At 51.8% G+C, this 26,638-nt stretch carries 17 protein-coding genes and 1 pseudogene; 5 read left to right on the plus strand and 13 right to left on the minus strand.

Annotation, left to right across the window (positions count from 1 at the left end; translation table 11 throughout):
• Positions 1-62 precede the first annotated feature (62 nt).
• The 3 genes from aroA to K8W53_RS14385 form a co-directional block, all read right to left on the minus strand.
• The gene (aroA, locus tag K8W53_RS14375; RefSeq protein WP_023203924.1) at positions 63-1,346 is read right to left on the minus strand and encodes a 3-phosphoshikimate 1-carboxyvinyltransferase; all 1,284 of its coding nucleotides are present in this window, start codon (positions 1,344-1,346) and stop codon (positions 63-65) included.
• A 70-nt stretch (positions 1,347-1,416) separates the two neighbouring features.
• Positions 1,417-2,505: a 3-phosphoserine/phosphohydroxythreonine transaminase gene (gene serC, locus K8W53_RS14380; protein WP_000079590.1), complete on the minus strand. Its 1,089-nt coding sequence runs from the start codon at positions 2,503-2,505 to the stop codon at positions 1,417-1,419.
• Between the two features lie 185 nt (positions 2,506-2,690).
• Positions 2,691-3,383 carry a DUF421 domain-containing protein gene (locus K8W53_RS14385; RefSeq protein WP_000642868.1) on the minus strand — a complete coding sequence of 231 codons (693 nt, stop codon included), beginning with the start codon at positions 3,381-3,383 and terminating at the stop codon, positions 2,691-2,693.
• Positions 3,384-3,519: 136 nt separating this feature from the next.
• Here K8W53_RS14385 and ycaO point away from each other — a divergent pair, with 136 nt between their 5' ends.
• The 3 genes from ycaO to pflB all read left to right on the plus strand — a co-directional run bounded on the left by ycaO (position 3,520) and on the right by pflB (position 8,884).
• Positions 3,520-5,280, plus strand: coding sequence for a 30S ribosomal protein S12 methylthiotransferase accessory factor YcaO (gene ycaO, locus K8W53_RS14390; protein WP_052939443.1), 1,761 nt, complete (start codon positions 3,520-3,522; stop codon positions 5,278-5,280).
• 404 nt (positions 5,281-5,684) lie between these two features.
• Entirely contained in the window at positions 5,685-6,542 is an 858-nt protein-coding gene (focA, locus tag K8W53_RS14395; RefSeq protein ID WP_000642539.1) for a formate transporter FocA, read from the plus strand.
• A 59-nt stretch (positions 6,543-6,601) separates the two neighbouring features.
• A complete protein-coding gene (gene pflB, locus K8W53_RS14400; protein ID WP_001292799.1) occupies positions 6,602-8,884 on the plus strand; it encodes a formate C-acetyltransferase in 2,283 nt (760 codons plus the stop codon).
• 71 nt (positions 8,885-8,955) lie between these two features.
• Here pflB and sopD2 read toward each other — a convergent pair whose 3' ends face one another.
• Positions 8,956-9,909 carry a type III secretion system effector SopD2 gene (sopD2, locus tag K8W53_RS14405; protein WP_001647549.1) on the minus strand — a complete coding sequence of 318 codons (954 nt, stop codon included), beginning with the start codon at positions 9,907-9,909 and terminating at the stop codon, positions 8,956-8,958.
• Between the two features lie 130 nt (positions 9,910-10,039).
• Between sopD2 and K8W53_RS14410 the strand changes: the two are divergent.
• A pseudogene (locus K8W53_RS14410) lies at positions 10,040-10,376 on the plus strand (cytoplasmic protein).
• Positions 10,377-10,495: 119 nt separating this feature from the next.
• Positions 10,496-11,293, plus strand: coding sequence for a pyruvate formate lyase 1-activating protein (gene pflA, locus K8W53_RS14415; protein WP_000067928.1), 798 nt, complete (start codon positions 10,496-10,498; stop codon positions 11,291-11,293).
• Between the two features lie 292 nt (positions 11,294-11,585).
• On the opposite strand, the gene K8W53_RS14420 is transcribed toward pflA, so the two are convergent.
• The 9 genes from K8W53_RS14420 to ftsK form a co-directional block, all read right to left on the minus strand.
• On the minus strand, positions 11,586-13,007 hold the full coding sequence (locus tag K8W53_RS14420) for an APC family permease (RefSeq protein ID WP_001134264.1): 1,422 nt from the start codon (positions 13,005-13,007) through the stop codon (positions 11,586-11,588).
• A gap of 217 nt (positions 13,008-13,224) precedes the next feature.
• The gene (locus tag K8W53_RS14425; RefSeq protein ID WP_000109271.1) at positions 13,225-14,373 is read right to left on the minus strand and encodes an MFS transporter; all 1,149 of its coding nucleotides are present in this window, start codon (positions 14,371-14,373) and stop codon (positions 13,225-13,227) included.
• Positions 14,374-14,722: 349 nt separating this feature from the next.
• The gene (locus K8W53_RS14430; RefSeq protein ID WP_000534681.1) at positions 14,723-15,586 is read right to left on the minus strand and encodes a dimethyl sulfoxide reductase anchor subunit family protein; all 864 of its coding nucleotides are present in this window, start codon (positions 15,584-15,586) and stop codon (positions 14,723-14,725) included.
• Between the two features lies 1 nt (position 15,587).
• Positions 15,588-16,205 (minus strand): dimethylsulfoxide reductase iron-sulfur subunit DmsB, encoded by a 618-nt coding sequence (dmsB, locus tag K8W53_RS14435; protein ID WP_000213069.1) that lies wholly within the window; start codon positions 16,203-16,205, stop codon positions 15,588-15,590.
• A 10-nt stretch (positions 16,206-16,215) separates the two neighbouring features.
• Complete coding sequence (dmsA, locus tag K8W53_RS14440) at positions 16,216-18,660, minus strand: dimethylsulfoxide reductase subunit A (protein WP_023223963.1); 2,445 nt, start codon at positions 18,658-18,660, stop codon at positions 16,216-16,218.
• A 236-nt stretch (positions 18,661-18,896) separates the two neighbouring features.
• Positions 18,897-20,189 carry a serine--tRNA ligase gene (serS, locus tag K8W53_RS14445; protein WP_000886697.1) on the minus strand — a complete coding sequence of 431 codons (1,293 nt, stop codon included), beginning with the start codon at positions 20,187-20,189 and terminating at the stop codon, positions 18,897-18,899.
• A 258-nt stretch (positions 20,190-20,447) separates the two neighbouring features.
• Entirely contained in the window at positions 20,448-21,791 is a 1,344-nt protein-coding gene (rarA, locus tag K8W53_RS14450) for a replication-associated recombination protein RarA (protein ID WP_000067785.1), read from the minus strand.
• 9 nt (positions 21,792-21,800) lie between these two features.
• Positions 21,801-22,412: an outer membrane lipoprotein chaperone LolA gene (gene lolA / locus K8W53_RS14455; RefSeq protein WP_001519746.1), complete on the minus strand. Its 612-nt coding sequence runs from the start codon at positions 22,410-22,412 to the stop codon at positions 21,801-21,803.
• A gap of 142 nt (positions 22,413-22,554) precedes the next feature.
• Positions 22,555-26,589, minus strand: coding sequence for a DNA translocase FtsK (gene ftsK, locus K8W53_RS14460; RefSeq protein WP_058654721.1), 4,035 nt, complete (start codon positions 26,587-26,589; stop codon positions 22,555-22,557).
• Between the last annotated feature and the right edge of the window lie 49 nt (positions 26,590-26,638).

Raw genomic sequence — 26,638 nt, forward strand, 5'->3', positions numbered from 1 at the left:
TGTAAAAATAGTGCGAATGCGGACCTTGATGCGCCAGCCTGTCGACTGGCGCAACAGAAGGATTAGGCAGGCGTACTCATTCGCGCCAGTTGTTCGAAATAATCAGGGAACGTTTTTGCGGTACATTTAGGGTCCAGGATCGTGACTGGCGTATCGGACAGTGCGACCAGTGAGAAACACATCGCCATACGGTGGTCGTTGTACGTGCCAATATCCGCGTGTTGGAGCTTCGCCGGCGGCGTGATACGAATATAGTCGTGCCCTTCTTCGACTTCAGCGCCTACTTTACGTAGCTCGGTCGCCATCGCGAACAGGCGATCGGTTTCTTTCACTCGCCAGTTATAAATATTGCGCAACGTCGTGGTTCCTTTCGCAAACAGCGCCGTGGTGGCAATCGTCATCGCCGCATCCGGAATATGGTTCATATCCATATCTATGGCGTGCAATTCGCCGCGCGTGCAGGCAATAAAATCATCGCCCCAGGTAATAGTCGCGCCCATTTTCTCCAGCACATCGGCAAAACGAATATCGCCCTGCATACTTTTGCGGCCAATTCCGGTCACTTTTACCGTGCCGCCTTTTATCGCCCCGGCGGCGAGAAAATAGGACGCTGACGAGGCATCACCCTCGACCAGATAGCGACCCGGAGAGTGATACTGTTGACCGCCCTTCACGACAAATTGTTGGTAGTGGTGGTTCGCTATCTCCACGCCAAAGGTTTTCATTAAATTTAGCGTGATATCGATGTAAGGTTTTGATACCAGTTCGCCTTTAACGCGAATAATTGTGTCTTCAGGCGCCAGCGGCGCCGTCATCAGCAGAGCGGTCAGGAACTGGCTGGAAACGCTACCATCAACCTCAATGTCGCCGCCGATAAAACCGCCGCGCAGACGCAGGGGCGGATAGTTTTCCTGCTCCAGGTAATCAATATTCGCCCCGCCCTGACGCAGCGAATCAACCAGATGGCCTATCGGACGCTCTTTCATACGCGGTTCGCCGGTTAACACTATCTCATTTTGCCCTAGACATAGCGCTGCCGCTAACGGACGCATCGCGGTTCCGGCATTACCGAGAAACAGTTCCAGAGCGCCTGACGCGCGTAATGGGCCGCCATTACCCGTGATATCACAGCGGGTGCGATCGGCAGAAAGGGTGTAATTGATCCCCAACGCGCTCAGGGCATTGAGCATATGGCGGACGTCATCGCTATCCAGCAGATTCGTCAGAACGGTTTTACCACAAGCTAAAGCCGCCAGGAGCAAAGCACGGTTTGAAACACTTTTGGAGCCAGGTAAATTAATGGCGCCATCGACCCGCGCGATGGGTTGTAACGTCAGGGATTCCATGAAACTCAACTCTCAAAAAACAGAAATAAAAACCCCACAGACTGGCCGTGGGGATGAAAAAAGAAACGTATTAGCCGTGGCGACGCTCAAAATCGATCATGAAATCGGTTAGCGCTTTTACCCCTTCAATCGGCATGGCGTTATAGATAGAGGCGCGCATCCCGCCAACAACACGGTGCCCTTTTAAGGCGTGCAGACCGGCGGCGAAAGACTCTTCCAGAAAGACCTTGTCCAGCGCATTGTCCGCTAACTGGAACGGAACATTCATCCGCGAACGGTTGGCCTGTGCGACATCGTTACGGTAGAAATCGCTGTTATCAATCACACCGTACAGCAACTCCGCTTTTTGCTGATTGATTTTGTGCATCGCCGCCACGCCGCCCTGCGCTTTCAACCATTTGAACACCAGACCGGAAAGATACCAGGCGAAAGTCGGCGGCGTATTAAACATCGAGTCGTTATCATTCAGGACGGTGTAGTCGAGGATGGACGGGCAGCTCTCATGCGCCTTGCCTAACAGATCCTCCCGGACGATAACCAGCGTCAGTCCTGCCGGACCGATATTCTTCTGCGCGCCAGCATAAATTACGCCATAGCGAGAGACATCCAGCGGCGCAGACAGGATGGTAGAAGAAAAGTCCGCCGTGACGACCACCTCCGGGCCAAAATCCGGCGTTTCATCGATGGCGATGCCGTCAATGGTCTCATTCGGGCAATAGTGTAAATAAGCGGCGTTATCGGAAAGCTGCCACTCGCGCATCGGTTTTACGGCACGTTTGCCGTCAACGGTGATTTTGGCGTCGATAATCTGCGGCGCACAGTATTTTTTGGCTTCTTTGATGGCGCTCGCCGCCCAGTAACCAGCATCGACATAATCCGCCGTGGTTTTATCGCCCAGCAGATTGAGCGGCACGCCAGCAAACTGCCCGCGACCGCCGCCGTGACAAAATAAAACTTTATAGTTGGAGGGGATATTAAGGAGATCGCGAAAATCCTGCTCCGCCTCTTCAGCGACCTGGATAAACTCTTTGCCTCGATGGCTAATTTCCATTACCGACGTACCAAGACCGTGCCAGTCACGCAGTTCCTGTTGCGCCAGTTTAAGTACTTCCGCCGGTAGCATCGCCGGACCTGAACTAAAATTAAAGACCTGAGCCATTTCCCCTCACCACGCTGCATTGTTTCCTGCCTGACAGACATCAGGCAAACGTTATTCATGTGAATATCGGTTTTATCATTCAGTGACACGCGCCGCAATGGGTAAAACAATGCGAGGAGAAAATGCGGCATGCGTCACACAACAGAATCTTCCGGATTAACCGTATAAATCCGATATTTTCGCTGTTAAACAACGCGTTTAGCCCGGCTTGCCTTCGTCCATTCTGGATTTGCGCAGCGCGGACATAATTGCTTCTCCCCGACATTCATGCGTATCACTTCACTGCAACGTACGCAGGCATAGTCGCCAGCCTCCGGCGCCACGATAAAGCGTGGCGTACAGTGCTCAGGAAGAATGCTTAACCCCGGCTTAACGTCTTTATTTTCAAAGAAATAGACGCTGATTTGTCCGTTTGTCTCCAGGATGGCCAGTCTGACCTGCCCCAGTTGCTCAACGCCATTCAAGCGAAGCTCCATAAAAAACTCAAACTCCGTCATGTTCGAGCGCTGCAGTTTTTCCCACGCCAGTTCGCCGTCTTCAACAATGACCACCGACTTGCCTTCCAGCAGATCTTCCAACTTTTCACTATGCGCCATCAGCCACATGACCAGGCGATAGAGCAGCGCCAGGGTGATGAATACCACCAGAACAGGGAGCATCGGAACGTCATCATAAAACGCGACGTCGCCTGCCGCCGACCCCAATGTCAAAATGATCAGCACTTCAAAAAGCGACATTTGCCGTACGCCGCGTCGTCCTGTCACCTTTAAGAAAAGAAACACCAGCACAAAGGTGTAAAAACTACGTAGCGCCACTTCCCCCAAAAACGCTACCGGCACGTTATCCAGCGCCATTCGTTGCAAATCAAATGCTTTCATTTTTTATGCTCTTCCTGTGAATTCCAGTGTAAAAGCATAGCCAATACTTTTATTTCCGCCGATGTCCCGGCGAGATAGCGCCCGTCACATAAAACCCGTATCATTGCGCGCTTTCCGTACGACAAAAGTGATTTTCATGACGCAAACATTTATTCCCGGCAAAGACGCCGCGCTGGAAGACTCCATCGCCCGCTTCCAGCAAAAGTTACTCGACCTCGGCTTTCACATCGAAGAGGCCTCCTGGCTGAACCCGGTGCCAAACGTCTGGTCAGTGCATATTCGCGATAAAGAGTGCGCGTTATGCTTTACCAACGGAAAAGGCGCGACCAAAAAAGCGGCGCTGGCCTCGGCGCTGGGCGAGTACTTCGAGCGTCTGTCAACCAACTACTTTTTTGCTGATTTCTGGCTTGGAGAAACGGTCGCCAATGGGCCATTCGTGCATTACCCGAATGAAAAGTGGTTCCCGCTGACTGAAAATGACGACGTACCGGAAGGCTTGCTTGATGCCCGTCTGCGCGCGTTTTACGATCCGGAAAATGAACTCACCGGAAGCCAGTTAATTGATCTTCAGTCCGGCAATGAAGCACGCGGCGTCTGCGGCCTGCCATTTACCCGTCAGTCCGATAACCAGACCGTGTATATTCCGATGAATATCATCGGCAACCTGTACGTCTCTAACGGAATGTCCGCCGGCAATACGCGTAATGAAGCCCGCGTTCAGGGACTGTCGGAAGTCTTCGAGCGTTATGTGAAAAATCGCATCATTGCGGAAAGTATCAGTCTGCCGGAGATTCCCGCAGAGGTGATGGCGCGTTATCCGGCGGTAATGGAGTCAATCGCCACGCTGGAAGCCGAGGGTTTCCCGATTTTCGCCTATGACGGCTCGCTGGGCGGTAAGTATCCGGTTATCTGCGTCGTGCTGTTCAACCCGGCTAACGGTACCTGCTTTGCTTCTTTTGGCGCCCATCCTGACTTTGGCGTTGCGCTGGAACGTACAGTGACCGAGCTACTTCAGGGACGCAGTCTGAAAGATCTTGATGTCTTCACCCCACCAACGTTCGATGATGAAGAAGTCGCGGAGCACACTAATCTGGAGACCCACTTCATCGACTCCAGCGGCCTGATTTCCTGGGATCTGTTCAAACAGGACACCGATTACCCGTTCACGGACTGGAGTTTTTCCGGCACTACCGAAGAAGAATTCGCCACGCTGATGGCCATCTTTGCTGCTGAAGATAAAGAAGTTTACATTGCCGATTACGAGCATCTCGGCGTATACGCCTGTCGTATTATCGTACCGGGAATGTCTGATATTTATCCTGCCGAAGATCTGTGGCTGGCCAACAACAATATGGGTAGCCATCTTCGTGAGACTCTGCTTTCACTGCCCGGTAGCGCCTGGAATAAAGAAGACTATCTCAATCTGATTGAACAATTGGATGAAGAAGGTTTTGACGATTTCACCCGCGTGCGTGAACTGTTGGGTCTGGCGACCGGAGCGGACAATGGTTGGTATACACTGCGCGTTGGCGAATTAAAAGCAATGCTAGCGTTAGCGGGCGGCGATTTGGAGCAGGCGCTAATCTGGACAGAATGGACGATGGAGTTCAATTCGTCGGTCTTTAGTCCGGCACGCGCAAACTATTACCGTTGCCTGCAAACGCTGCTGCTCCTGTCGCAAGAAGATGCGCGTCAGCCGCTGCAATATCTCAATGCTTTTATAAAAATGTATGGCGCGGAGGCTGTAGAAGCCGCCAGCGCCGCGCTTAGCGGTGAAGCGGCTTTTTACGGACTACCGGCTGTCGACCACGATCTACAAGCGTTCCCGGCGCATCAGTCCTTGTTAAAAGCGTATGATAAATTACAGCGCGCGAAAGCGGCATACTGGTCAAAATAAGTCCATATGAGTGACTTAGGGTAGGTTTACCCTCTCGGCTGCGTTATATTACGGGGCGCCTTTGCGGCCCCGTTTTATTTATTTTCACTAAACGGCGAAAAATGTAATAACAAGGTTAAATATTGGTTGTTGATATTAAATTAATTGACATAGTGATGTTACTTTATTTGTTGATTACTCCATATTAATTAACCGTGCAGCAGGAGGAGTCAGGAAAAAATTCAACTCTATTTATAATTTTTAAAATTTATTTTTATTAGGATAATCAAAAAGTTACACCGTAATTGCATAAAAGCCATGCGACTTACGGGCCTATAAGCCAGGCGAGATATGATCTATATCAAATTCTCATCTATAATGCTTTGTTAGTATCTCGTCGCCGACTTAATAAAGAGAGAGTTAGTGTGAAAGCTGACAACCCTTTTGACCTTTTACTCCCTGCAGCAATGGCCAAAGTGGCTGAAGAAGCAGGCGTCTATAAAGCAACGAAACATCCGCTTAAGACTTTCTATCTGGCGATTACCGCCGGCGTATTCATTTCAATTGCCTTTGTTTTTTATATTACTGCGACAACCGGTACTGGCGCGATGCCTTATGGCATGGCGAAACTTATCGGGGGTATCTGTTTCTCTTTGGGACTGATTCTCTGTGTTATTTGCGGCGCTGATCTTTTCACCTCTACTGTTCTGATCGTTGTAGCTAAAGCTAGCGGTCGCATCACCTGGGGACAACTGGCTAAAAACTGGTTAAACGTCTATTTTGGTAACCTGATTGGCGCTCTGCTTTTCGTGTTACTGATGTGGCTTTCCGGCGAGTATATGACTGCCAACGGTCAATGGGGACTTAACGTCCTGCAAACCGCCGACCACAAAATGCACCACACTTTTATTGAAGCTGTCTGCCTCGGTATTCTGGCGAACCTGATGGTTTGTCTGGCCGTGTGGATGAGCTACTCAGGTCGTAGCCTGATGGACAAAGCGTTCATCATGGTACTGCCCGTCGCCATGTTTGTCGCCAGCGGTTTTGAGCACAGTATCGCAAACATGTTTATGATTCCTATGGGTATTGTAATACGCGATTTCGCTACACCGGAGTTTTGGACCGCGGTCGGTTCGTCTCCGGAAAGTTTTTCTCACCTGACCGTGATGAGCTTCATCACTGATAACCTGATTCCGGTCACGATCGGTAATATTATCGGCGGCGGTTTGTTGGTCGGGTTGACATACTGGGTCATTTACCTGCGTGGTAACGAGCATCATTAATCTGTTGATGCCCATTACACGCAGTAAATAAAAAATCCACTTAAGAAGGTAGGTGTTACATGTCCGAGCTTAATGAAAAGTTAGCCACAGCCTGGGAAGGTTTTACCAAAGGTGACTGGCAGAATGAAGTAAACGTCCGTGACTTCATTCAGAAAAACTACACTCCGTATGAGGGTGACGAGTCCTTCCTGGCTGGCGCTACTGACGCGACCACCAAGCTGTGGGACAGCGTAATGGAAGGCGTTAAACAGGAAAACCGCACTCACGCGCCTGTTGACTTTGACACCTCCGTTGCTTCCACCATCACTTCTCACGACGCTGGCTACATCAACAAAGCGCTTGAGAAAATTGTTGGTCTGCAGACTGAAGCTCCGCTGAAGCGTGCGATTATCCCGTTCGGCGGCATCAAAATGGTTGAAGGTTCCTGCAAAGCGTACAATCGCGAGCTGGACCCAATGATCAAAAAAATCTTCACCGAATACCGTAAGACCCACAACCAGGGCGTGTTCGACGTTTATACTCCGGACATCCTGCGTTGCCGTAAATCCGGCGTTCTGACCGGTCTGCCGGATGCGTATGGCCGTGGCCGTATCATCGGTGACTACCGTCGCGTAGCGCTGTACGGTATCGACTACCTGATGAAAGACAAATTCGCGCAGTTTACGTCTCTGCAATCCGATCTGGAAAACGGCGTAAATCTGGAAGCGACTATCCGTCTGCGTGAAGAAATCGCTGAACAGCACCGCGCTCTGGGTCAGATCAAAGAAATGGCGGCTAAATACGGCTGCGATATCTCTGGTCCGGCGACTAACGCTCAGGAAGCAATCCAGTGGACTTACTTCGGTTACCTGGCTGCGGTTAAATCTCAGAACGGCGCAGCAATGTCCTTCGGTCGTGTATCCACCTTCCTGGATGCGTACATCGAACGTGACCTGAAAGCAGGCAAAATCACCGAGCAAGACGCACAGGAAATGATTGACCACCTGGTCATGAAACTGCGTATGGTTCGCTTCCTGCGTACTCCTGAATATGATGAACTGTTCTCCGGCGACCCGATTTGGGCAACCGAATCTATCGGTGGTATGGGCGTTGATGGCCGTACTCTGGTTACCAAAAACAGCTTCCGCTTCCTGAACACCCTGTACACCATGGGGCCGTCTCCGGAGCCGAACATCACCGTTCTGTGGTCTGAAAAACTGCCGCTGAACTTCAAGAAATTCGCCGCTAAAGTCTCCATCGACACCTCTTCTCTGCAGTACGAGAACGATGACCTGATGCGTCCGGACTTCAACAACGATGACTACGCTATCGCATGCTGCGTAAGCCCGATGATCGTTGGTAAACAAATGCAGTTCTTCGGCGCGCGTGCAAACCTGGCGAAAACCATGCTGTACGCAATCAACGGCGGCGTTGATGAAAAACTGAAAATGCAGGTTGGTCCGAAATCCGAACCGATCAAAGGCGATGTTCTGAACTTCGACGAAGTGATGGATCGCATGGATCACTTCATGGACTGGCTGGCTAAACAGTATGTCACCGCGCTGAACGTTATCCACTACATGCACGACAAGTACAGCTACGAAGCCTCTCTGATGGCGCTGCACGACCGTGACGTTATCCGCACCATGGCGTGTGGTATCGCTGGTCTGTCCGTTGCGGCTGACTCCCTGTCTGCTATCAAATATGCGAAAGTTAAACCGATTCGTGACGAAGATGGTCTGGCTATCGACTTCGAAATCGAAGGCGAATACCCGCAGTTTGGTAACAACGACGCTCGTGTAGATGACATGGCGGTTGACCTGGTAGAACGTTTCATGAAGAAAATTCAGAAACTGACCACCTACCGTGGCGCTATCCCGACGCAGTCTGTTCTGACCATCACTTCTAACGTTGTGTATGGTAAGAAAACCGGTAACACCCCGGATGGTCGTCGCGCTGGCGCGCCGTTCGGACCAGGTGCTAACCCGATGCACGGTCGTGACCAGAAAGGCGCTGTCGCTTCTCTGACCTCCGTTGCTAAACTGCCGTTTGCTTACGCGAAAGATGGTATTTCTTATACCTTCTCTATCGTTCCGAACGCACTGGGTAAAGACGACGAAGTTCGTAAGACTAACCTGGCAGGTCTGATGGATGGTTACTTCCACCACGAAGCGTCCATCGAAGGCGGTCAGCACCTGAACGTCAACGTCATGAACCGTGAAATGCTGCTGGACGCGATGGAACATCCGGAAAAATATCCGCAGCTGACCATCCGTGTATCTGGTTACGCAGTACGTTTTAACTCCCTGACGAAAGAACAGCAGCAGGACGTTATTACTCGTACCTTCACGCAGACCATGTAATGGGTTTGACTGAAATTACGCTATAAAAAGCGTACAAAAAAGGCTCCATGTCAGTGGGGCCTTTTTAATTTTTATAAAAGCATATTGCGGCTAATAGTACCGCTACCTATAAATAAAGTGCCATTATGTGACTTATATATTCTATCCAAAATGCAATCAATCTCTTCTTTATCATTATAATAGTCGTCATAATCTCTGTTTAATACTCCTGTTAACAGTTCGGTGTTACTTTCTGTAAAGGTTAATGACGGCGTATACCCTCGTAGCAGATAAAGAAGCGTTGGATGAACCATTTCAAATATGACTTCCCCATTACTTTCCCGGTAACCCATTTTAAAAAATTGGGTACCAGGTTCATAAGAACCCATATTAAGGCAGCATAATTTTTTTTCCTCGTCAGCAGTAAGCGTACCATTCCATTCAACGGATGGCATTTTTCGATCTTCTCCAGGTCGCATAAGCTTATAAAGTCCATCCATGATATCTTCATCTTCGTTAACGGCGTTTCTAAGTTTGAGAGCCATATTTTGTAACAACTCTGGATTGAGAGAAATAGCCCTACCATAATAAACACATATTTTTAAAAACAACTCTTCTTCTTCATCCGTCATTGGTTTTAAAACATAACTATCTGAAAGATTGAGAATACGTTGCAAACTACATTTACTAATTACCTCACCATCAATCCAAAATTTAATTTGTGTCTGAGTAATATCAAAATCCATAACAAAACGATCTTGTTGTGATGGGTCAGCATAGAGTCTTAATTTTTCAAAGGCATATATTTTATCCATGGCGTCTGTATCAACGTCACGCTCCGCTTGCTTTTCACGTCCACATCCGTGGATGAGTGTATATAATACCTCCAGCGCCTCTTGTTTTTTTTGTGTTCTGAAGTTGTCCTTAAATCTATCCCATACCCCCATGTATAGCGCTTCTTCTTTGTCAGAACTCATCAAACGGACTAGCCGTGAATGATTAATTTCATAGTGATGATGATTACCAAAACTTAACGTAACTGGCATAATAACTCCCTTGATTATTTACCGCGAAAGCAAAATCCAATCCGTTGCTCTCATTTTTTGATTAAAACCACACTCTATTTAAGAGATTGAATCAGTCCGGGTTTAGAAATAACATCAGATTTACACCTGATTGCACGTTGAATGCGACGCCAGGCACTGGACAGGCATAACGTTCTTTGGACACATCTGAATTATGTTGAGAATTATTTTCGTTCTGACCACAACAAAACGGCGCCAATCATTTGAAAAAAGAGGCGGATCATAAACAGCAAAACCAGGGCGCTATGAATGATACACTTACAGTATGTATTGCGGTTCGGGCGTTAAACAGAGGTACCGGGCTGATGAATGAGCCAGAATTTCTGGCGGTGCAAGTTATGCAGCATAGATTTGCCGTATATTTTATAATGAATAGAGGTAAAATAGCTCCATTGCAGCACATTCTGGAACAGCCACACATTCTGTAGTCCAAAATTTACGCTCGCAGTACCGCTTTTTTACAGGATGCAACCCCCCTTACCAGGGTGCTCAACATGCCCGGAATGTGTCCATAAACCCCATGTTATTTAGAGCTAGCCGAAGCGATATGAGTAACTTAACCGATTGTATTACAAATGAAAGTGTTGCAGTAACTGCTGATAAAAAGCCGGTTATTGGTCGCATTCACTCCTTTGAGTCCTGTGGCACCGTTGATGGCCCAGGCATCCGCTTTATTACCTTTTTCCAGGGCTGCCTGATGCGCTGCCTGTATTGCCATAACCGCGACACATGGGATACGCATGGCGGTAAAGAAATCACCGTTGAAGACTTAATGAAAGAGGTGGTGACCTATCGGCATTTTATGAATGCTTCTGGCGGCGGCGTGACGGCATCCGGCGGCGAGGCCATTTTGCAGGCAGAATTTGTACGCGACTGGTTTCGCGCCTGTAAAAAAGAAGGTATCCACACCTGTCTCGACACCAACGGCTTTGTGCGCCGTTATGACCCGGTGATTGATGAACTGCTGGACGTTACCGATCTGGTGATGCTCGATCTCAAGCAGATGAATGATGAGATCCACCAGAATCTGGTCGGTGTCTCTAATCACCGGACGCTGGAATTCGCGCAGTATTTATCAAAGAAAAATGTGAAGGTCTGGATCCGTTACGTTGTCGTTCCCGGCTGGTCTGACGACGATGATTCCGCGCATCGCCTGGGCGAGTTTACCCGCGATATGGGTAATGTCGAAAAAATCGAACTGTTGCCCTATCATGAGCTGGGCAAACATAAATGGGTGGCAATGGGCGAAGAATATAAACTGGATGGCGTGAAGCCGCCTAAAAAAGAGACCATGGAGCGTGTAAAGGGTATTCTTGAGCAGTATGGTCATAAAGTGATGTATTAATCGCCTGCTATCTTACCCGCTTTTAAACGGCTACCCATGGCGGTAGCCGTTTTGCTGTCTGGATAACGCTCTTACCGCTAAAATACCTGACCCCGCCATCAGACAGGCCTGGTTAACAATATTGCGCTTACCAGGTATTAAATACAGAGTCGCTTATCTGCTGCTGGGTTGAAGGTCTGACAACTATTGCTGCCCCCGGCGCCTGTTAATACCGTGGTCTCCGCCTGGAACCCAGGCACCTGTAATCTTAAAAGGCGCTCGCCTGGCAGGAGCGCCGTGGAAAAGAACGTCGTTATGTGTTTCTACGCGCCAGCAGTGGGAAAATTAATCCCAACCCGACCAGGACAAAAGGCGTCACGATGTTCAACGTCAGCTGGAATGTCCACTCCGGCGTGAACGCCTCCATTTTGGGGAAAATACCGGTAAGGCAGGCAAACGCGGTGAAGGCAAAACACCATATCCCCACAGTTAACGCCAACGCCCGGTTGCGAATAAACACATATTCGGGTTTGTACTTTTGCGCCAGTCGAATGACGGCAATAAAGGCGACAAATACCCACAGATAGCGCAGCGGCATAACAACTGAGTTGAGATTAAGCAGCCATTTGTACAGGTTGTTCATATCGCCGATGCCAAGCGTTGGCAACATAATCAAGATAGCGACCAACACTAATGTCAGCAAATAACCGTTAACTGGCGTACCTGAAGCGTTAGTACGACATAAGCGCTGCGGGATATATTTACTGTCTGCATCACCCAGTAAGACTTTCAGTGGCGCATCAATAGAAAACACCAGCGCGGCGATTTGCCCCAGAGTATTGGCAATGGCATAAATCACCATTAATGAATTACCCATATGGTAATACTCACCCAATTTCTGGAATGCATAATATTGCCCATTGGTCATTAAATCGTCAGGTATATGCCGGGAATCAAACATCATTCCCATCGCCAACGAACCGAGGATAGCGCAGACCGCAACCATGACGGCTAAAAAGAGCATCCCCTTCGGAAATTCTTTTCCTGGATTCCGCGTCTGGTTAACGTAAGGCGAGATCTTCTCTGCCCCACCAACCGCAAAGACCAACATAGAGATGGTGGTGATATAGGTAAAATCGATATGAGGAATAAATGACTGCCAGGTGATGTTAGTGGTCGCAATTTCAACGTTTGTAATTGCCGGCGCGGTCACTGCCATCACAACATATAAAATTGACATGATAAACATGGCAATTCCGGCCACAGACCCAACAACCTTTAGCGATTTCATCCCCCTGGAAGCAACCCACATAAAGAAAACAAACAATGCCAGCGTCAGCCCCTGCAAGGCAACGACGGTATATTCTTTTATCAACGAGCCGTCGCCTTTTAAAGCCCATCCCAATGCAATGAGTATCGCCTGCGGCTTTTGCGCCAGGTAGGGAATATGCACGACCCAATAGGTCCATGCCGCAAGGTAAGCCAACCCCGGCCCCATCGTATGCTTAATCCAGGTACTGACGCCCCCTTTTCCCTCTTTGAAGGTTGAGCCCAGTTGCCCCACGATTAAGGCATAAGGAATAAAATAGAGCGCAAAAATAAACACCCAGGAGAAGACAACCACTAACCCCTGGTTAGCATAGTTATTGACAACATTGCCGAATCCCCAAACGGTAATAAACGACATCAGGGCGATGTTGTACCATCGCAACTGTTTTTCCTGCACATTCGGCATAACGCGATCCTTCGTGAACACAATGCTATTACTATAAATGAAGCGGGGGATTATGCGCGGTAAAGACGAAGAGAGAAAATAGAGGAGCGCAAAATTATAACCTTCGGCACATTTTATTTTTCAGTAAAGCAAGAAAATTATGCAGGTCAATTATTTTACGTAAAACATAAACAAAGAGTATGCAAGACTCACGTCCTGCATACGATTCAGAGAACAGTCAGATGTGGGCGACAGGATTAGGCGTCTGGCCGGCGTTACGTAACAGCATCAGCAGATAAATAAACGATACGCTGGCGATCATAATAAACAGCAGATTATCTGAATAATTCTGCATTAACATCGCAGCAAAAGACGGCCCCAACAGGCTCCCTACCGTATAACTTAACAACAGCGCCTGGTTCATTGCCACAAGCTGGTGGTGTTCGACTTTTTCACAGGCCCAGGCCATTGCAACGGGATAAAGCGTAAAACCCGCCGCCCCCAGAATAAACAGAGCTGGCGCCATCGCCGCCTGGGTTAACATGGCAATACTACCGAGTATGACAACGAATACCTGTACGCGTAACACCAGCAAGCGACCAAATTTGTCCGCCAGACGTCCCATTGGCCATTGCCCCAAAATGCCGGCGCTCACCAGCACCGCCATCCAGAAACCGATGCTGGCGTTAGCCATCCCCTGATGCTTCAGATATAACGGCATCAGGCCATATAATGAACCAAGAACAATGCCGGAAATAATACAACCATTCACGCCAAGACGCGCCTGGCGTAGCTTCAGCATGGCGCTAATAGAAGAGGAATGACGTGCCTGCGTTTGCTGATTTACAATTCGGGTAAAGAGTAGCGGCAGAATTCCCGCCAGAATCATTCCGGTCACCCAGGGAAGGACGTGCAGCAATTCACCAGATACTTTACTGACCAATAATTGTCCAAGGAAGGTCCCCATGTAATAGACCATCATATAGGCAGCCAGCAGGCGCCCACGATTATGCGAGGTTCCGCTGCACATCAACGCGCTTTCGACAACCACCCAAATCATGGCGCAGCCGATACCGGCAATAAAACGCCAGCTCATCCAGCTCCAGAACCCCACCATCACCCCCAACCCGACACAACCCGCGGCGAAGATCAGCGAGGCAAGATAATAGCTACGGTTAAACCCAATGCGTTTAATTAAATACCCGGTAAATAACGTCCCGACCAGATTGCCGGTAAAATAAGACGAGCTGACCATCCCCACCTGCCAGGTCGGAAGGTTTGCCTGAGCAAGCCACAGCGGCACAAGCGTATTCAGTACCGCAATGGCCAGGGTCAACAAAAGTAGCCCGCACAGCAAAAGCATGACGGGACGGGTATAGGTGGACATGAATAAAAACCGTGAGGAAGTTCAAATTTCATGCGCATCATGCCATCGCCAAAAACATTGTCAATCGGCTCCGCATGGGCGATCCGCAAGTTTTGAGACTATCGATTTGATTTACTTATTCTGCACGTGAATATATTGAAAGGCTAAAAATTCATCCCCTTGTTTTTATTGATCTAACCCGCAAAATCGGCGTTTTGTTCAGTCGAAAAATTTCATGGTTCCTTTAGCTTCGTTTTCTTCTCTATGGATTTATATGCGCCTTCTCCGCCCCGGTTATATTCCTTAAATTGATGGCGGCTAAAGGCGTATTCGGCCTGCACGTTCTGCAGGCCGAATGCGCGTCAACGCGTTAGCTGGCTACCGCCATGCCCACGGTCATATGCAGCCCATAGAATACGCCGCGGCCAATCAATTCCCCCGCCAGCATCAGAATGAAGGCGACAGAGAGCAACGGTACCGCAGGTTGATACCCTTTTAACTGTGGCACAATCCAGCAGCACAACGCCGCCGCAAGCAGCACCATACGCCAGGCCATCAGCGAACCATAATCCGGTACCAGAGCAGACGCCTGCTGAATGGAACTGTGAATCGTCGCCAGTTCCGCGCCCTGCATGGCCACCATAATGGCAATAACCACCAGCGCCAGCACCGAAACCGCAGGTAACAGACGCATCGCCCAACCGTTCACGCCCGCGATGCGCAGCAGCAGATAACCCAGTAGCGGGCCCCCCATAAAGAGCGTCAGGAAGAAGCCCAGCGGCGTCCAGACGCTATACCAGGTCGGTACTGTATCGATGCTGTTATAGACGCGTACCATCATCCAGACGAAGACGACGCCCAGTACCATCGTGATAATCAGCCAGAGTGTGCGCAGTGCCGGCGGCAGCTTTTTCAGTACCGCCAGCAGCCAGCCAATCCCGCCGACCGCAAAAAACACCGAGCCGCTGGCAATTTCATTGCTCAGTGCGGAAGCACCCACGCGGTTAAGCGAGTTAAACGCGCGCATCGGCGAGCCCAGATGCAGCATCGAGGCGATAAAGCCAATCCCCATCAGCACCCACAGACCAAACATACAGGCGATCACCCGCTGCTGCGTTTCCGCGCGCAGGTCGCCCTTCATCAGCGCCAGAGCCAGAACAATAAAACCACCGGCCACGCACTGACCAAAGACCGTGAAGATCATCAACGGCCATTCATGCCATCCACTTCCCATCTTATACCTCCTTCGGATTGGCCAGATAACCGGTAGTGTCCCCGGTCGGGCGGCTGTTGGCGTTGGGTTTAATCACAATATTCGGCTTCGTGAAATGCGCGCGCGGCAGCGGCGCGACGGCAGCCAGCTCACCGTGTTTTTTACGCAGTTCGTCTATCGGGCCAAAATCCAGCGCCCGCAGCGGGCAGGATTCCACGCAAATCGGTTTCTTGCCTTCCGCCACCCGGTCATAACAACCGTCGCACTTGGTCATATGACCTTTGGCCGCGTTGTACTGCGGCGCGCCATACGGGCAGGCCATGTGGCAGTAGCGGCAGCCGATACAGACCTCTTCGTTCACCACCACAAAACCGTCATCGCGCTTGTGCATCGCGCCGCTCGGGCAGACTTTGGTACAGGCCGGGTCTTCGCAGTGGTTGCACGAAATGGAGAGGTAATAGGCAAACACGTTCTGGTGCCAGACGCCGTTATCCTCCTGCCAGTCGCCGCCTGCATACTCATAAATGCGGCGGAAGCTGACATCCGGGGTCAAATCTTTGTAGTCCTTGCAGGCCAGTTCGCAGGTTTTGCAACCGGTGCAACGGCTGGAATCAATAAAAAATCCATACTGGGTTGTCATCGGTTACTCCTTACGCCTTTTCAACCTGAACGAGGTTCGTATGTGACGGGTTCCCCTTCGCCAGCGGAGAAGGACGTTGGGTCGTCAGTACGTTAATACATCCGCCCTGATCCACGCGTTTTGCATCCGGGTCATACCATGCGCCTTCTCCCAGGGCGACCACGCCCGGCATCATGCGCGGCGTCACTTTAGCCTCGATGTGTACTTCGCCGCGATCGTTGAAGATGCGGACTTTATCGCCATTGTTGATACCGCGTTTCTGCGCATCCATTGGGTTAATCCACATTTCCTGGCGACAGGCGGCTTTCAGTACGTCTACGTTGCCATAAGTGGAATGCACACGCGCTTTATAGTGGAAACCCGTCAACTGCAGCGGGAATTTATCCGTTAGCGGATCGTTATAGTTTTCAAAACCTGGCGTGTAGATCGGTAATGGATCGATCACGTCGCCTTCCGGCAGCTCCCAGGTGGCGGCGATATCCGCCAACGCCTGTGAATAGATTTCAATCTTGCCCGATGGCGTTGTAAGTGGATTCGCTTGCGGATCTTCGCGGAAGTCTTTATAGGCGACATGGTGGCCTTCGGGGTCACGCTGTTTGAAGATGCCTTGCTTACGGAACTCCTCAAAGGTGGGCAGATTCGGAATGGATTTACGCGACTGTTCGTACAGATGACGCATCCACTCTTCTTGCGTCCGTCCTTCGGTAAACTGTTGTTCCACGCCAAGACGTTTCGCCAGTTCGCTGGTCATCTCATAAATCGTCTTACACTCGAAGCGCGGTTTAATCGCCTGGTCAGTGAAGATAACGTAAGACATGTTCCCGCAGGAGGCATCCAGCGCAAAGTCCATCTGCTCAGAAGCAATGCAATCAGGCAACAGAATATCGGCGTATTTTGCCGACGAGGTCATATGACAGTCGATAACGACGATCATTTCGCATTTCTTGTCATCCTGCAGGATTTCGTGGGTGCGGTTAATCTCAGAGTGCTGGTTAATCAAACAGTTGCCAGCATAGTTCCAGATCATTTTGATCGGCACGTCCAGCTTATCTTTCCCCCGCACGCCATCACGCAACGCTGTCATTTCCGGGCCGCGTTCAATGGCATCGGTCCACATAAACATGGAGATGCTGGTTTCAACCGGGTTTTCTAACGTGGGCATACGTTCAAATGGCAGGGCATAAGACCCTTCGCGCGCGCCGCTGTTACCGCCGTTAATCCCAACATTACCCGTCAGGATCGCCAGCATCGAGATGGCGCGCGTGGCGATTTCTCCATTAGCATGACGCTGTGGCCCCCACCCCTGGCAAATATAGGCGGGTTTAGCGCTGCCGATTTCTCGCGCCAGCTTAATAATGCGATCCGCCGGGATACCGGTAATTTGCGCCGCCCACTCCGGCGTCTTCGCAATACCGTCTTTACCCTGGCCCAGAATATAGGCTTTGTAGTGACCGTTTTTCGGCGCGCTGGCAGGCAAGGTTTTTTCGTCATAACCGACGCAATATTTATCCAGGAACGGCTGATCGACCATGTTCTCGGTGATTAAGACATATGCCAGACCATTGACCAGCGCCGCATCGGTACCTGGACGAATCGGAATCCACTCATCTTCGCGACCAGCGCCAGTGTCGGTGTAACGAGGGTCGATAATGATCATCCGCGCGTTTGATTTCTGCCGCGCCTGTTCAAGATAATAGGTTACACCGCCCCCGCTCATGCGGGTTTCGCCAGGGTTATTACCAAACAACACCACCAGCTTACTGTTTTCAATGTCGGATGGACTATTGCCATCCGCCCAGCCGCCATAGGTGTAATTCAGACCCGCTGCGATTTGCGCGGAAGAGTAATCACCGTAGTGGTTCAGATAACCGCCACAGCAGTTCATCAGACGAGCGACCAGCGTTTTTCCTGGCGGCCATGAACGTGTCAAAGTGCCGCCCAGCGTACCCGTGCCATAGTTCAGATAAATGGACTCGTTGCCATACTCTTTGATAAGACGCTGCATATTGGTGGCAATGATATCGTAGGCTTCGTCCCAGCTAATACGCTCAAATTTACCTTCGCCGCGCGCGCCGACGCGCTTCATCGGATACTTGAGCCGATCCGGGTTATAGACGCGACGACGCATAGAACGACCGCGCAGGCAGGCGCGAACCTGATGCAAGCCATCGTAATCATCGTTTCCGGTATTATCCGTTTCTACATATTTGATTTCGCCATCCACAACATGCATACGTAGCGGACAACGGCTGCCACAGTTTACCGTACAGGCGCTCCAGACGACTTTCTCGCCGGTTTTCGCCGGGCTTATCGCCTCTGCGGCGTTAGCGATGCGGGTAAATGGCAGGGTAAATGCGCTACTGGCCATCGCCAGGCCGCCTATCGCGGTGGTTTTGACTAAACCACGACGGCTCACCTCGGCTGCCAGCACGGCATCAGGGATCTTAGTTTTCATAAGGGCTCACTCTGCTGCTCACAATAAAAAAGCAATAAAACGATGTATAGAATTTTATATAGCGATAACGTCGCTATAAAGTCTGATATATATCGAAAAAGTAGAAAAATAGTGTTAAAAACTGACCTTCATTCGAAATCAGTATTACCCCTAATAGGGTAGGGATTATTGTCCGGTATCAAACTGGCATAAAAAAAGCGCCCGAAGGCGCTTTTTAGAAGAGGAGAAAGCGAGGATTAGCCGATATATTCCAGTCCGTTCATGTACGGACGTAATACTTCCGGCACTTCAATGCGGCCATCAGCCTGCTGATAGTTTTCCATCACGGCCACCAGGGTACGACCTACCGCCAGACCAGAACCATTCAGGGTATGGACCAGACGGGTCTTTTTGTCGGACTTGCTGCGACAGCGTGCCTGCATACGACGCGCCTGGAAGTCCCAGACGTTAGAGCAGGAAGAGATCTCGCGGTAGGTATTCTGCGCCGGAACCCAGACTTCGAGGTCATAGGTTTTGCAGGCGCCGAAGCCCATATCGCCAGTGCACAGAATAATTTTACGGTACGGCAGTCCCAGTAGCTGGAGCACTTTTTCCGCGTGGCCGGTCATCTCTTCCAACGCAGCCATAGAATCTTCCGGGCGAACGATCTGCACCATTTCCACTTTGTCAAACTGATGCATACGAATCAGGCCACGGGTATCACGACCATAAGAACCTGCTTCAGAACGGAAACAAGGCGTATGCGCCGTCATTTTAATCGGCAGCTGATCTTCGTCGATGATTTCATCGCGTACCAGATTGGTCAGCGGAACCTCCGCCGTCGGGATCAAAGCATAGTTGCTGCTGTCTGCTTCTTCTTCCAGCGGACGGGTATGGAACAAGTCGCCTGCGAATTTCGGCAGTTGACCGGTGCCATACAGCGTGTCGTGGTTAACCAGATACGGCACGTAGTTTTCGCTATAGCCGTGCTGTTCCGTATGCAGATCCAACATGAACTGCGACAATGCGCGATGCATACGCGCAATCTGTCCTTTCATCACCACAAAACGGGAGCCGGTCAGCTTAACCGCGGCGGCAAAGTCGAGGCCGGAGTGCATTTCCCCTAAGGTGACGTGATCGCGGATTTCAAAATCAAACTCACGCGGGGTACCCCAGCGGCTGACTTCAACGTTGTCGTTTTCATCTTTACCTACCGGCACTTCATCCGCAGGCAGGTTTGGGATGGTCAGCGCGATATCGCGGATCTCCGCCAGCAAGGTATCCAGCTCGGCTTTCGCCGCATCCAGCTCTTCGCCCAGTTTATTCACTTCCAGGCGTAAAGGCTCAATATCTTCCCCGCGCGCTTTCGCCTGGCCGATGGATTTCGATCGAGAATTACGCTCCGCCTGCAGGTTTTCCGTGTTGACCTGCAAAACTTTACGACGCTCTTCAAGAGCGCGCAGCTTATCTACATCCAGCTTAAAGCCCCGGCGTGCCAGTTTTTCAGCGACTGCGTCTGGCTCATTACGCAGCAGATTGGGATCGAGCATGCTTATCCTGTGCTTATCGAATAATAAAAGGAAACGCGATCAATTGATGATCGCCTCTGATTGTATTGATGAACGTAAACCGCGTTTACGTAATAGCGACGTTTTCGCCTTACCAGACCGACGACAGCAACAACGCATCCATTGCGCTATACCCGCGGACCTCATAAGCAACGTGCTATCAGGCATAACGAGGTTCATCATCAACGCCATGATACCTGGAGCATCATATTTAGAGATAACCTTACCGCAACGTTTACACTAGCGGTAGCGTTTTGTGGGGCTATTTTGATCCTGTTCAGCCAGCCAGGCGAGCTTTTCGCCAATCTTGCCTTCCAGACCACGATTTGTCGGATGATAATAGCGCGTTTGCGCGATTTCCGGCGGGAAGTACACTTCACCCGCAGCATAGGCATTGGGCTCATCGTGGGCATAGCGGTATTCCTGGCCATAGCCCATCTCTTTCATCAGTTTGGTTGGCGCATTACGCAGATGGACAGGAACGTCATAATCAGGACGTTCGCGCGCGTCGGCCAGCGCAGCCTTAAAGGCGGTATAGACGGCGTTGCTCTTCGGCGCGCAGGCGAGATAAACGATAGCCTGCGCGATTGCCCTTTCGCCTTCAGCCGGACCGACGCGGGTGAAACAATCCCACGCGGCAATAGCGACCTGCATCGCGCGCGGATCGGCATTACCCACATCTTCCGAGGCAATCGCCAGGCAGCGACGCGCCACGTACAGCGGATCGCCTCCCGCGGTAATGATACGGGCATACCAATAGAGGGCGGCATCCGGCGCGCTGCCGCGCACTGATTTATGTAAGGCGGAAATAAGATCGTAGAAGCGATCGCCTTTGTTATCAAAACGCGCGCTGCGCTCGCCGGCGATCTCGGTCAACAAGGCGGGCAATAAAACGCGTTTGCCGCTGTCATCCGCCTCCGCCATATCGGCCATCATTTCCAGCGTATTTAAGGCGCGCCGCGCGTCGCCATTGACCAGCTCAGCAATTGCTCGCCGTGTCTCATCCGGTAACACGATATCCTGATCGCCGTAACCACGCGTTTTGTCCTGCATCGCCTGGTCCAGTACTTGCTCAATATCGTCAGTGGTCAACGATTTCAGCAGATAGACCCGCGCTCGCGACAATAGCGCCGAGTTCAGCTCAAAAGAGGGATTTTCCGTGGTCGCGCCGATAAAGGTGATAGTGCCATCTTCGATATGCGGTAAAAAGGCGTCCTGCTGGCTTTTGTTAAAGCGATGCACTTCATCGACAAACAGGATGGTACGGCGTCCGGCATTACGATTCTGGCGGGCGCGCTCGATAGCTTCGCGAATCTCTTTTACCCCAGAAGTGACGGCGGAAATACGCTCGACATCGGCGCTGGCGTAGCGGGCGATCACTTCAGCGAGCGTGGTTTTCCCCGTCCCTGGCGGCCCCCATAAAATCATGGAGTGTAGATGCCCGGCCTCAATAGCGCGAGGCAACGGTTTACCTGCGGCCAGCAAATGCTGCTGGCCGATATACTGTGCTAAATTTTCCGGCCGCATTCGCGCGGCCAGCGGTTGAAACGTATTATCAGAAAAATCGAGCGACAGATTGCTCACTCATCGCCTCTACTTACGTTGGTCATCTATCGTTACCCCTTGCGGCGGAGTAAACGTAAATTTTGACGGATCAACAGCGCCGTTTTGCTGGGATTTTAGCTGATAGGCGCTACGCTGATCGTCTTGTTCTACGGCGCTAAACTGGTGGATAGTCCCGTCGCGTCCCACATTGATGGTGAACTGTTTCAGATTGCCGTTGCTGGCTTTCGGCGTCAGCACAAAATTATCGCCATCCTGCTTAATATTATACTGCTGCCAGTCGCTGGCCTGGTTGCGGGCAATCAGCATAAACGGTGTATTTCCGGTGGCATCTTTCAACCACGTGGCGGTAGCCTGTTCTACAAACGGGTTATAGAACCATAACGTTTTGCCGTCAGAAACCAGAATACTCTCGTCAGGTTGCGTCATATGCCAGTTGAATAGATTTGGCCGCTTAACCCATAAATCACCCTGTCCCTCCTGCACCGCGGCACCGCTGCCATCGGTGACTTTTTGAGTAAAGGTGGCATGAAAGCTGCTCACTTTATCCAGACGGCTTTTCAGAGAGCTGGCGGCGTCAGCCCATACGCTGCTGGCTACAACGCTTGAAAGTAATGCACAGGCGATTGCCATTTTTTTCATCATTATTCCTCAGGTTTCGACACTCCCGACCAGGAGCTCCTTTTGCTTTCTATTCCAGGCCAAAAATCAGCATGAGGAAAGAAGAAAATACTGAATTTTGTTGCCGGATGGCAGCCTGCACAGCGCCATCCGGCTTACAGGTTTACTCAAAAGGCGGCGGAGCCAGCACTTCACGATTACCGTTATGCCCCTGAGCGCTGACAATACCCTGCGCTTCCATCTGTTCGATAATACGCGCCGCACGGTTATAGCCGATGCGGAACTGACGCTGAACGCCGGAAATGGACGCTTTACGCTTCTGGGTGACGAAATTAACGGCCTGATCGAATAGCGCATCTAATTCTTCGCCGCCGTCAAAACCGCCACCGCCACCTTCGCTTTCGCTGTCGGAGGTAATGCCATCCACATATTGCGGACGACCGCGCGCTTTCCAGTCCTGCACCACCGCATGGACTTCCTGGTCACGCACAAACGCCCCATGGACACGTACCGGCATGGTGGAGTTTGGTCCGGAATAGAGCATGTCCCCCATTCCCAATAACGACTCAGCGCCACCCTGATCAAGAATGGTGCGGGAGTCGATCTTGCTGGATACGGTAAAAGCGATACGGGTTGGAATGTTGGCTTTAATTAAACCAGTAATCACATCGACCGACGGACGCTGCGTCGCCAGTACCAGGTGAATCCCCGCAGCGCGCGCTTTCTGCGCCAGACGCGCGATCAGCTCTTCAACTTTTTTACCGACGGTCATCATCAGGTCGGCAAATTCATCAACCAGTACCACGATATACGGGAGTTTTTCCAGAACCGGATGCTGAACATCCATACTGTCGCCCGGCTTCCAGTACGGGTCCGGAATCGGGCGTCCCATGCGGGCCGCTTCGGCGATTTTCTCGTTATACCCAGCCAGATTACGTACGCCGAGCGCGGACATCAGCTTATAGCGACGCTCCATCTCATTGACGCTCCAGCGTAACGCGTTAGCCGCGTCTTTCATGTCGGTAACAACTTCTGTCAGCAGATGCGGTATACCTTCATAGACCGAGAGTTCTAACATTTTCGGGTCGATCATGATAAAGCGAACGTCTTCCGGCTGCGCTTTATACAGCATACTGAGGATCATGGCGTTAACCCCGACCGACTTACCGGAACCGGTCGTACCGGCCACCAGCAGGTGAGGCATTTTCGCCAGATCCGCCACTACCGGATCGCCCGCGATATCCTTACCTAACACCACGGTAAGCGGCGACGGATTCTCGCGGAATTTGGCGTTATCCAACACTTCGCGCAGATAAACGGTTTGCCGTTTCTTGTTCGGCAATTCCAACCCTACGTAAGGTTTGCCTGGAATGACTTCCACAACGCGTACGGCTACCGTTGACAATGAGCGCGCCAGATCCCGGGAAAGGTTGGAGATACGCGCCGCTTTAACGCCCGGGGCCAGATTCAGTTCAAAGCGAGTAATGACCGGGCCTGGCGAATAGTTCACCACATCAGCTTTAATGCGGAAATCCGCCAGACGCGCTTCAACCAGACGCGCCATTTGTTCCAGCGCAAAGGTATCTACCGGTTCAACTTCGCTCGGCGGCGGCGTCAGAAGATCTAACGAAGGCAGCGGCGTCGTCGGACGCTGTAATGGACGACTGTCGCCGTTACGCATCAACAGCGGGTGGATCAAGCTGTCTTGCGGCGCTGTCGGCTGTTGCGGCTGCTGATACTGTGGCTGCGGCGCTACCGGCTGCTGCGGCTGCTGATACTGTGGCTGCGGCGCTACCGGCTGCTGCGGCTGCTGATACTGTGGCTGCGGCGCTACCGGCTGTTGCGGCTGCTGATACTGCGGTTGCGGTGCTATCGGCTGCTGCGGCTGCTGGTACTGTGGCTGCGGCGCTACCGGCTGTTGCGGCTGCTGATACTGCGGCTGCGGCGCTACCGGCTGTTGCGGCTGTTGATACTGCGGCTGCGGTGCTACCGGCTGCTGAACAGGCGTTGATTCGGGCATGACACTCGGCGTGAACAGCGGTTCGTGCGGACCTTCATCAACCAATACTTTCATTGGCGAGAAATCCAGATCGTCCAGTGAGAACGGCTGCGCGCCAGCGGGTTGCTCGCCGGAATATCGCTGCTGTTGCGAAGCGGCAAACTGGCGGGCTAATTCAGCTTCCGCAGCGGTATCGTCATCTTCTGCCTGTTGAGTATCATGCTGATACGTCTCACCATAACGATGCTGCTGCGACTGCGCAAACTGACGGGCTAACTCGTCCTGATGCATTGCATCTATTTCTTCATCGGTTAGCTGCGCGCCCGTCTCGTACTGATTGCGCTCCGCCTCGCGGGCTTTTTCTTCTGCAATCCTCTGTGACGGCAGCTTAATACCGTACGACGCCAGTTCCCGTCGGGTCGGCACGCGAACGCGGTTCGGACGCGGCAGTTGCGGGCCAATCCCCTCTTTCACCTGCGGACGCGGCGCGCCGCCGGTAGCCAGACTAAAGGCAGGCGCAGCGGCCGCGGTGCCTGCTGCCAGAGCGCCACTCTTAATACCTGCGTCAAGCGACGCGGCGGCGGCTACCGCTTCCACTGGCGGTATGGATGGCGCGACAGATACCGTAGGTTTGACCGGCACGTTCTCTTTTACCGGCTCCGGAATCGGTTGATACCATGCCGCCAGTTGTTCGCGCTCACGGGCGCGTTTCTCTTCCACCTCTTCAAAATAGTAAAGCGGAGGACGGGCGGGTCTGGTCTCTTCTATGACAGGTTCAGGCTCGGTGGCAACCGGCTGTTCGATAACCGGCGGCATGTGGGAAGGTTCAGCCGCTATCGGCTCCGGCTGATAAACCGGCGTCGGCTGATGGGTCGGCTCCGGCTGCCAGTGTTGTTCGGCATCCGGCGCCTGCCATTGCGGCTGTGTTTCCTGCGGCGCAAGAGAGTCATACTCTGCTGCGGTCGCTGGCGTCGCGGCGTATTGCGGCGCGGAAGCGACAGGCACAGGTTGCTGCCACGGCGCACTTTGCGCCTCCTGCGGTTGAGCATATTGCGGATGCGGCTGATACCCCTCCGGCGCAGGCGCGATAACCGGCTCGCCGGTTTGCGGCCCCGGTACGGGCTGCCACTCCACGGTCGGTTGCGCGACAACCGGCTCAGCCCCCGGCATGGGCGGCGTTTGCATTATGGGATCGGCGGACGCTGCCCACGTCTGGGTGACGGCAGTTGCGGCCGCAGCGGCGGCAACCGGTTCGGTGACAGAATGGCCGTTTAACAGCGGATCATATTCATCATATTCCGGCTGCGTCGCACGGTTGCCCGAAAACAGAACGTCGTCGGGATCGGCAGCGACGCCGCGCGCGCTATACTGAATGTCCTCGTCATCATCCATCCGTTTGCCGGAAAAGAGCGCGGCATCGGTCTGACGGCCCCGTGGATTGCTGAATTTTTCAGCCAGTCGCTTACGACGCGCCAACGCGCCGCGCAAAATACGCGCCCGGCGAGATTCACGCTGCACGCCGTCGGTTTCTTCATCGTATTCGTCATCATACTCTTCGTCGTCAACCCACGTATCATCACGCCGGGTACGGTTGCTGGCGAAGGTCAGTATATTAAGCAACCAGCCGCCTAATTTTTCGGCGATACTAACCCAGGACCAACCGGTAAAGAGCGTCAGCCCGGCAGCCCAAATACAGAGAAGCATTATCGTTCCGCCGCTACTATGCAACAACGGCTGCAGCGTGGTGCTTAACAGGCTGCCAATTACGCCGCCGGAGGCGAAATACCAGATATCGTCGGCATTAATGGCCGCCAGACCGCAGGAAGTGAGAATCAGCGCCAGCACGCCGATAAGGCGTAGCGACACAGCAAAATAGTCGATGTAATCATCCGTAGACTGATGACGCCACGCAAACCAACACCCGCCGACAATAATGACAGGGATAGTGTAGGCCATTACGCCAAAAATAAAGAACAGTGTATCGGCCAGCCACGCGCCCGGCGCGCCGCCTAAATTATGGATGGGTTCATGCCAGGCGGTTTGCGACCAACTGGGGTCCGAAGGGTTAAAGCTCAACAAGGCCGCCATCAACCAGACGGCAAAAAGGGCAATAAGTATCAACAACGCTTCCAGAAGTCGGCGCCCGCTGCTTAACTTCGTCAATGTGACGTCTTTGTCTTCAGTATATTCCTGGCTCAAAAAAGGCTCTCCAGGTTCCAGGCTTTTCCCGCCCGATGCTAAAACGGAC

This window comes from Salmonella sp. A29-2 (genome assembly GCF_020150755.1).
Lineage (GTDB): Bacteria > Pseudomonadota > Gammaproteobacteria > Enterobacterales > Enterobacteriaceae > Salmonella > Salmonella enterica.

Excerpts from the sequence above, each read along its gene's own strand:
- serC (WP_000079590.1), bottom strand. The coding sequence starts at position 2,505 with ATGGCTCAGGTCTTTAATTTTAGTTCAGGTCCGGCGATGCTACCGGCG.
- sopD2 (WP_001647549.1), bottom strand. The coding sequence starts at position 9,909 with ATGCCAGTTACGTTAAGTTTTGGTAATCATCATCACTATGAAATTAAT.
- dmsB (WP_000213069.1), bottom strand. The coding sequence starts at position 16,205 with ATGACAACCCAGTATGGATTTTTTATTGATTCCAGCCGTTGCACCGGT.
- aroA (WP_023203924.1), bottom strand. The coding sequence starts at position 1,346 with ATGGAATCCCTGACGTTACAACCCATCGCGCGGGTCGATGGCGCCATT.
- K8W53_RS14420 (WP_001134264.1), bottom strand. The coding sequence starts at position 13,007 with ATGCCGAATGTGCAGGAAAAACAGTTGCGATGGTACAACATCGCCCTG.
- K8W53_RS14430 (WP_000534681.1), bottom strand. The coding sequence starts at position 15,586 with ATGGGAAGTGGATGGCATGAATGGCCGTTGATGATCTTCACGGTCTTT.
- ycaO (WP_052939443.1), top strand. The coding sequence starts at position 3,520 with ATGACGCAAACATTTATTCCCGGCAAAGACGCCGCGCTGGAAGACTCC.
- serS (WP_000886697.1), bottom strand. The coding sequence starts at position 20,189 with ATGCTCGATCCCAATCTGCTGCGTAATGAGCCAGACGCAGTCGCTGAA.
- dmsA (WP_023223963.1), bottom strand. The coding sequence starts at position 18,660 with ATGAAAACTAAGATCCCTGATGCCGTGCTGGCAGCCGAGGTGAGCCGT.
- pflB (WP_001292799.1), top strand. The coding sequence starts at position 6,602 with ATGTCCGAGCTTAATGAAAAGTTAGCCACAGCCTGGGAAGGTTTTACC.
- K8W53_RS14385 (WP_000642868.1), bottom strand. The coding sequence starts at position 3,383 with ATGAAAGCATTTGATTTGCAACGAATGGCGCTGGATAACGTGCCGGTA.
- K8W53_RS14425 (WP_000109271.1), bottom strand. The coding sequence starts at position 14,373 with ATGTCCACCTATACCCGTCCCGTCATGCTTTTGCTGTGCGGGCTACTT.
- lolA (WP_001519746.1), bottom strand. The coding sequence starts at position 22,412 with ATGAAAAAAATGGCAATCGCCTGTGCATTACTTTCAAGCGTTGTAGCC.
- pflA (WP_000067928.1), top strand. The coding sequence starts at position 10,496 with ATGAGTAACTTAACCGATTGTATTACAAATGAAAGTGTTGCAGTAACT.